Origin of the sequence: Streptomyces kronopolitis, assembly GCF_014646275.1 — a bacterium.
GTDB classification, from domain to species: domain Bacteria; phylum Actinomycetota; class Actinomycetes; order Streptomycetales; family Streptomycetaceae; genus Streptomyces; species Streptomyces kronopolitis.
Genome location: NZ_BMND01000130.1, coordinates 1 through 535, shown reverse-complemented (window position 1 = coordinate 535; position 535 = coordinate 1). Strand labels below are relative to the sequence as shown.

The 535-nt window shown below is 43.6% G+C and carries 1 protein-coding gene and 1 pseudogene; both read right to left on the bottom strand.

What is annotated here, in order from left to right; genetic code table 11:
* Positions 1-34: 34 nt before the first annotated feature.
* Positions 35-316 (bottom strand): 30S ribosomal protein S19, encoded by a 282-nt coding sequence (gene rpsS / locus IEY78_RS35475; RefSeq protein WP_000091385.1) that lies wholly within the window; start codon positions 314-316, stop codon positions 35-37.
* 11 nt (positions 317-327) lie between these two features.
* Positions 328-535, bottom strand: a pseudogene (locus tag IEY78_RS35470) (50S ribosomal protein L2); the annotation flags it as partial.

Below are 535 nucleotides of genomic sequence, written 5' to 3'. Positions count from 1 at the left end.
CAAATCTTAATAACGCTTTACTCATTCTATCCCCTTACTTGCCAATCTTTTTTTGGACACTGCCTTTGTGCCCTTTAAAAGTTCTTGTAGGAGCGAATTCCCCTAACTTATAACCCACATGGTTTTCTGTGATATACACAGGGACAAAAACCCTTCCGTTATGCACATTATAAGTAAAACCAATCATTTCAGGCAAAATGGTGCTTCTTCTAGACCATGTTTTAATCGGGCGGTTATCCTTGCCCTCTTTTGCCTTGAGCGTTTTTTTCATCAAGTGGTCGTCTATAAAAGGACCCTTTTTAATTGACCTAGACATTCTTTAACCCTTTATTTATGTTTCTTTCTGGAAATGATGAGCTTGTCGCTAACTTTTTTCTTTCTAGTCTTATAGCCCTTAGCTGGAGTGCCCCAAGGCGATACAGGATGACCGCTTGTCCCTGTTTTACCCTCACCCCCACCATGCGGGTGATCCACTGGGTTCATAGCGCTACCACGAGTTTGTGGGCGAATGCCTCTGTGGCGGTTACGCCCTGCC